At 74.4% G+C, this 6,220-nt stretch carries 6 protein-coding genes and 1 pseudogene; 1 reads left to right on the forward strand and 6 read right to left on the reverse strand.

Annotation, left to right across the window (positions count from 1 at the left end; genetic code table 11):
• The 4 genes from B7X32_RS17340 to truB form a co-directional block, all read right to left on the reverse strand.
• On the reverse strand, nt 1–879 hold an 879-nt coding region (locus B7X32_RS17340; RefSeq protein ID WP_292722446.1), incomplete at its 3' end, for a bifunctional riboflavin kinase/FAD synthetase.
• Nucleotides 876–1,310, reverse strand: a complete 435-nt coding sequence (locus tag B7X32_RS17345) for a hypothetical protein (protein WP_292722462.1) — start codon at nt 1,308–1,310, stop codon at nt 876–878. The genes B7X32_RS17340 and B7X32_RS17345, both read right to left, overlap by 4 nt.
• 136 nt (nt 1,311–1,446) lie before the next feature.
• Complete coding sequence (locus B7X32_RS17350; RefSeq protein ID WP_292722449.1) at nt 1,447–1,818, reverse strand: hypothetical protein; 372 nt, start codon at nt 1,816–1,818, stop codon at nt 1,447–1,449.
• The gene (truB, locus tag B7X32_RS17355; protein WP_292722452.1) at nt 1,815–2,711 is read right to left on the reverse strand and encodes a tRNA pseudouridine(55) synthase TruB; all 897 of its coding nucleotides are present in this window, start codon (nt 2,709–2,711) and stop codon (nt 1,815–1,817) included. Before truB ends, B7X32_RS17350 begins: the two co-directional genes overlap by 4 nt.
• A gap of 86 nt (nt 2,712–2,797) precedes the next feature.
• Between truB and B7X32_RS17360 the strand changes: the two genes are divergently transcribed.
• Nucleotides 2,798–3,694 carry an A/G-specific adenine glycosylase gene (locus B7X32_RS17360; protein ID WP_292722455.1) on the forward strand — a complete coding sequence of 299 codons (897 nt, stop codon included), beginning with the start codon at nt 2,798–2,800 and terminating at the stop codon, nt 3,692–3,694.
• Nucleotides 3,695–3,726: 32 nt separating this feature from the next.
• Here B7X32_RS17360 and B7X32_RS17365 read toward each other — a convergent pair whose 3' ends face one another.
• The gene (locus B7X32_RS17365) at nt 3,727–5,604 is read right to left on the reverse strand and encodes a LuxR family transcriptional regulator (protein WP_292722459.1); all 1,878 of its coding nucleotides are present in this window, start codon (nt 5,602–5,604) and stop codon (nt 3,727–3,729) included.
• Nucleotides 5,605–6,026: 422 nt separating this feature from the next.
• Nucleotides 6,027–6,220: pseudogene (locus B7X32_RS17370) on the reverse strand (ribosome-binding factor A); the annotation flags it as partial.

Raw genomic sequence — 6,220 nt, forward strand, 5'->3', positions numbered from 1 at the left:
GCTGTCGAAGGCCGTCATGCCGCGCAGCCGGTGGGTGAACTCGACCGTCACATCGTGCCCGTAGAGGTCCAGGCCTTGGCTGTCGATCGCGTGCGCCTCGACCTGGCGCTCCCGCACGTCGTCGAACGTGGGGTTGGTCCCGACGGAGATCGCCGCAGGGTGCACGACCCCGGCCGTGTGGTCCACCAGCCGCCCCGCGTAGACGCCGTCCGCCGGCACCATCTCGTCGAGCAGGGACGGAAGGTTCGCCGTCGGGAAGCCGAGCTCGCGTCCGCGCTTGAGACCGTGCACGACCTCGCCGCGCACCGAGACCGGGCGGCCCAGCACGGCGCCCGCGAGCGTCACGTCGCCCGCCGAGAGCAGCTCCCGCACCCAGGACGAGGAGACCCGCCGATCGGTGCCCTCCAGGAAGACGTCCTCGATCACGTCGACCGTGAAGTCGTTGCGCGTGCCCAGTTCGGCCAGCAGCTCCGGCGTCCCCCTGCCGCCGCTGCCGAATCGGAAATCGCGTCCGACGAGGACCGTGGCGACGTGCAGCGCGTCGACGAGGATCGCCTGCGCGAAGTCCTCCGCGGTGCGCGAGGCGAGCTGCTCGTCGAAGGTCAGCACCAGGACCGCGTCCAGTCCGCACGCGGAGAGCAGCTCGATCTTGCGGTCGACGGACACGAGATCGTCCGGGCACCGATCCGGGCGCAGCACGCTCAGCGGATTGCGGTCGAACGTCACGGCGACGGTCCTCGCGCCGACGCGCGCCGCGTCCTGCTGGGCGCGGCGGAACACCGCGCGATGCCCGGAGTGCACGCCGTCGAACTTGCCGATCGCGGCGACGGTGCGTCCGAAGTCCGCGGGGATCTCGGAGGGGTCGCGGAACACGATCATGCGACGGATCCGTCCGACGGAGCCGGCGCGTCCGCGACGGCGGGGACCGAGCGGGACGGACGATGCGTGACGAGCCACCACAGCCCGACCATCGGCAGGACCAGCGGGATCAGCACGTAGCCGAGGCCGTACTGCGACCACACGGTCTGGTGCTGGAACAGGGCGGGGTGGGTCAGGCTCAGGGTGCCGACGACCAGGACGCCGACCATCTCGAACGCGATGGCGACCCACGCGACGCGGTACCAGCCGGGCCGCCCCGATCCGATCAGCGCGAGGGTCGCGACGATGTAGACGACCGCGGAGGCCGCGGACAGGGAGTACGCGAGCGGCGCCTCGTCGAAGGCGCGCGCGATCTGCACGAAGGACCGGCCCGTGGCGCCCAGCGCCATGACCGCGTACACGATGACGAGCACGCGGCCCACGCCGCGCATCCGGGGTCGGGCCGGTGCGACGGAGGAGCCCCCCGGCTCGGGGGCGGAATCGGACGGGGTCGAAGGTCGCGCGGTGCTCATGGCGGAGTCCATTCTACGGAACGCGAGGGGCGGTGGTCCGCGCGGGCGGCTCTGCTCAGCCGCCGATCGGGGTGACCCAGATGACCTGCATGCGCCAGATCATCACGGCCAGCGCGAGCGCGACGACGCCCATGATCACCGTGCTCCACCGCGAGCGCTCGAGCAGCGCCCAGATGCCTCCGCCGATCGGGAGCAGGACCGCCGAGACCAGGTAGACGCCGTACTCGAGCGGATCGCCCAGCGCAGGGTTCCCCGCGAACGGGGTGACGATCGCCATGACCACCTGCACGATGAGCAGGAGTTCGATCAGGGCGAGGGATCCGACCGTCCAGTCGTTCGGGCGCTTGCCCGCGAATCCCATGATCAGGCACAGCAGGCCGGCCGCGACGGCGACCGCGAGCTGCACGACGGTGAACCAGAGGATCATGACGCCCCTTCCGGCATGTTCATCGCGCTCTTCAGATCATCGCCGCGGCGCTCGACGATCCCGATCAGCGCGCCGTCCGGATCGATGGCCGCGGCGCGCGGACCCTCGAGCCGCGCACGCTGGCCCACCAGGCGCTTGCCGTGACGCAGGTCGACGGCCTCCTGCGCGCCGACCTCGAGGACGGGGAGTATCCGAGCCGCGGCATCGGCAGCGGTCAGCGGGCGGGCCTCGGCCAGGTCGTCGAGCGAAGACGCGTCCGCCACCTCGAACGGGCCGACGCGGGTGCGGCGCAGCGCCGTGAGGTGGGCGCCGACGCCGAGGGCGGCTCCGAGATCGCGGGCGAGCGCGCGGATGTAGGTGCCGGACGAGCAGTCCACGACCACGTCGAGGTCGCGCACGCCTCCGTCGCCCGGGCGGTCGTCGAGCAGGTCGAAGCGGGACACCACCACGTCGCGGGCCGCGAGCACGACGTCCTCCCCCGCGCGCACCCGGTCATACGCCCGGCGGCCGTCGACCTTGATCGCCGAGACGGCGCTGGGCACCTGCGAGATGGCGCCGGTGAGCGCGGCGATGCCGGCGGAGATCTCGTCCGGAGTGATCGCGGCGACGCGGTCCGGATCCGCCGAGGCCAGGATCTCCCCTTCGGCGTCATCCGTGCCCGTGCTCTGACCGAGGCGGATCGTGGCGAGGTAGGTCTTGTCGGCGCCGACGACGAACGTGAGCAGGCGGGTCGCCGCCTCGATGCCGACCACGAGCAGGCCCGTGGCCATCGGGTCGAGCGTCCCGGCGTGCCCGACCTTGCGCGTGCCGAAGACGCGACGGGTGCGGGCGACGACGTCGTGACTCGTCATCCCGCCCGGTTTGTCGACGAGCAGGATCCCGCTGGTTGCCATCCTCCCAGCCTAGAGGCCCGCGGGTCGGGGATCCGACGGGCGCCGACCGGTCGCACGGGGCCCCGCGCGCGGTAGCGTGGACTCCCGTGCCCGACTCCCCCGCCTCCTCGCCGACCGCGTCCGCGCTGATCGCCTGGTACCGGGATCACGCGCGTGATCTGCCGTGGCGGCGCGCGGAGTACCTCGCCCGGTACGGCGCATGGGGCGTGCTGGTGAGCGAGTTCATGCTGCAGCAGACGCCGGTGAACCGGGTCATCCCGCATCTGGAGGCCTGGCTCGCGCGCTGGCCGGATCCGCTCTCGCTCGCGGCCGCGACCCCGGCGGAGGTGCTGCAGCAGTGGGCCAACCTCGGCTACCCCCGCCGTGCCCTGTGGCTGCACCGCGCCGCGACGGCGATCCGCGACGAGCACGCGGGCGTCACGCCGCGCGAGGTCCCCGCCCTGCTCGCGCTTCCCGGCATCGGCGACTACACGGCGCGCGCCGTCGCGGTGTTCGCGTACGGCGACCGGCACCCCGTGGTCGACACGAACACGCGCCGGGTCATCGCGCGCGTCGTGCACGGGCGTGCCCAGCCGGATCCGCCCTCACGACGCGACCTGGACGACATGCTCGCCCTGCTGCCGGACGAACCGGTCGCCGCCGCCGTCGTGAACGCGGCGACCATGGAGCTCGGTGCGACCGTGTGCACCGCCCGCAGCGCGGACTGCGCCCGCTGCCCGCTCGCCGAGCTGTGCGCCTGGCGCGCGGCGGGCTACCCCGACGGCGAGGACCGGAGGCGGCGGCAGGCGAAGTACGAGGGATCCGACCGGCAGGCGCGCGGCGGCGTGCTCCGCGCCCTGCGGCACGCCGCGGGGCACCGCCTGCCCGCCGACGCGGTCCTCGCGGACTGGCCGGATGCGGCCCAGCGCGACCGCGCGATCGACTCCCTCATCGCCGACGGGCTCCTCGAGGCGGCGGACGGCGAGCTCCTGCTGCCGCGCTGACCTCATCGCGCCCGTCGCGCAGCCGCGGCGGCTCAGAGATGCTGGTCGGTGCGGTGCGCGAGCACGGTCAGCTCCTGCCGGGTGCGCACGTCGATCTTGGCGAAGACGCGCCCGCCGTGCACCTCCACCGTGCGCACCGAGACGTGCAGGGCGAGCGCGATCTCCTTGTTCGTGCGCCCTTCCGCCATGAGGAGCGCGACATCGAGCTCGCGCGCCGTGAGGACGGGCTCCCACATCGCACGGCACACCGCCAGGGGCGACGGCGTCGCGTCCCCGCCCTCGACGACGGGGCCCTCCGACCGGGGCCGCCGACGCTCCCCCAGTGCCCGCAGCCGCCGGCCGGCCAGGTCTCGCCAGGCCAGGGCTCCGGATTCCTCGAACAGGCTCCGTGCGGCGCGCAGGTGCCGCACCCCGCGGCCGCGGTCGCCGCGCGAGGCGGCGGTCGACCCCAGCAGCGCCTCGACCCTGGCCCGCTCGAACGGCGAGCGGATCCCCCGGCTCGCCGCCGCCACGGCTTCGAAGTCCGTGCGCCATGACGACTCCCGCGCCGCGCGGATGCGCTCGCGCAGCGCCCGGGCGCGCACCGCCTCGGGCGGTTCGGGCGCCACGGACGCCCCGAGCGGACCGATCTCGTCCAGTCCGGGCAGGCCGAACCGCCCCGATGATCCGCCCCGGTCCCTCCAGAGCGCCATGTGCACGGCGGCCTCGTCGCTGCGACCCCGCAGATACGCGTCGATCGCGCGGTCCACGAACCCGTCGGTGTCGTGCGTCCAGGGCGCGGCCGCGGCGAGCTCAAGCGACAGCGGTCCGATCCGGCCGTCCACGGCGAGCTCGAGTCGACGGCACAGCGCCACGGCGAGCCCGCCGAACGGGAGCGCCACGGGGAGTTCCGCGGCGGAGTCGCTCAGGAGCTCGCGCGCGCTGCCGATCCGTCCCGCCCAGGCGTGCAGCAGTACGATGGCAACCGCCTGTCGTGCGCGCAGCAACGGGGCGCCCGCGTGCAGGCCGAGCAGGGGCTCAGCGCACGCGGTCGCATCCGGCTCGGCCAGGGCGCGGATCCCGGCGTCCGGATCACCGTCGAGGCCGGCCCGCAGCGCGCGCGTCACGCGAGCGAGGGCGCCGCCGTCATCGCTCGCGCCCGCCGCGAGCCGTCGCACGCCAGGTCCGCGGTCGCCGCGCGTCGCCTCGAAGGGCGCGCTCAGCAGCGCCGCGAGTCCGCCCCCGCGTGCGATCGCCTCTGCGGAGACCCGCGGATCCGGTGCGGGAACCGCGCCGCGCCGGAGGACATGCGCCAGGACGAACCCCGCCGCCGCCTCGCCGCGATGCCCGTGATCGATGCGCAGCGCCTGCTCGAAGCGCTCCATGGCGTCCACCAGCCACCCGCCCGCCAGGGCCGCCTGCCCGCTGAGCAGCAGCGCCCCGGCGCGCGTCGAGGTGCCGGGCGGCGCGTGCTCCGCGGCCTCCGTCGCCCGCGACCACGCGCGCCCCGCGTCCGCGTCGCGCAGCGCATCGCGCGCAGACGCGAGGAGCGGTCCTACCAGCGCCGGATCGCCCACCACCGCACCGCGGGCACGGTGCCAGAGCGCCGCATCGACTTCGCCCGCGTGCTCGAGGATCTGCGCGAGCAGCCGGTGAGCGCGAAGCCGCTCGTGGGAGGTCGCCGCGGCGAGCACCTGCACGCGGAGCACCGCGTCGGCGAACCGGAAGCGCCCGCCGCGCAATCGCACCAGACCGGCGAGCGGCGACGCCGCGATCCGGTCGGGCTCGCACTCCGCGATCGCGCAGAGGACCTGCACCGAGCCGGCCCCGCACAGTGCCAGGGCGAGCACCCGCCCCGGATCCGCGTCCTGCCGGAGAGCGCGCTGCGCGTGCGCAGCCTCCGCCGGGATCGCCGGAAGCGGATCGGGCAATGCCCGCCATCCGCGCCGCCGCTCCGGGTCGAGTGCGGCGCACAGGGCTGCGGATGCTGCCGGAGCGCCCCCGCAGGCGCGCTCGATGGTCGAGCGCACGTGCGGTGCGACGTCGTGGTCGCCTCCCCGCATCGCGTCGGGGCGCCCGCTCCCCCGGCTCGTCGACGACCGGCTCCCGGATCCCGGATCCCGCGGTCGCGCATTCTTCGCGTCCCCCATGGCGCAGCCCCCCGCTGTGCTCGATCGTGCGCCCCGTCGCGCACGTGCTGGGATGCTACAAGAGGCCCGTCACGGCCTCAAAGGTTCTTGAACCCTGTCGAAGAATTGCCATCTCGCCGGCAGAACGCTGGAAAGGGCCGGGAGACAACGTCTCCCGGCCCTTTCCACGAGTCTCACGGCGCCGCGATGCGGCGCGATCCGATCTACTCCTCGTCGTCTTCGCGCGGCTTGACGTACGGGTCGGCCTCGCCCGCGAAGGAGGCGGACGCGGCGATCCCCGCGACGTGCTCATCGCGCTCACGCGCCTGACGGAGCAGGTCGCTGATGTGGTCGGCGTTCTCGGGCAGAGCATCGGGGATGAACTCCAGCGTGGGCACGAGGCGCACGCCGAGCTGAC

The sequence above is a fragment of the Microbacterium sp. 13-71-7 genome (assembly GCF_002257455.1).
Taxonomy (GTDB): domain Bacteria; phylum Actinomycetota; class Actinomycetes; order Actinomycetales; family Microbacteriaceae; genus Microbacterium.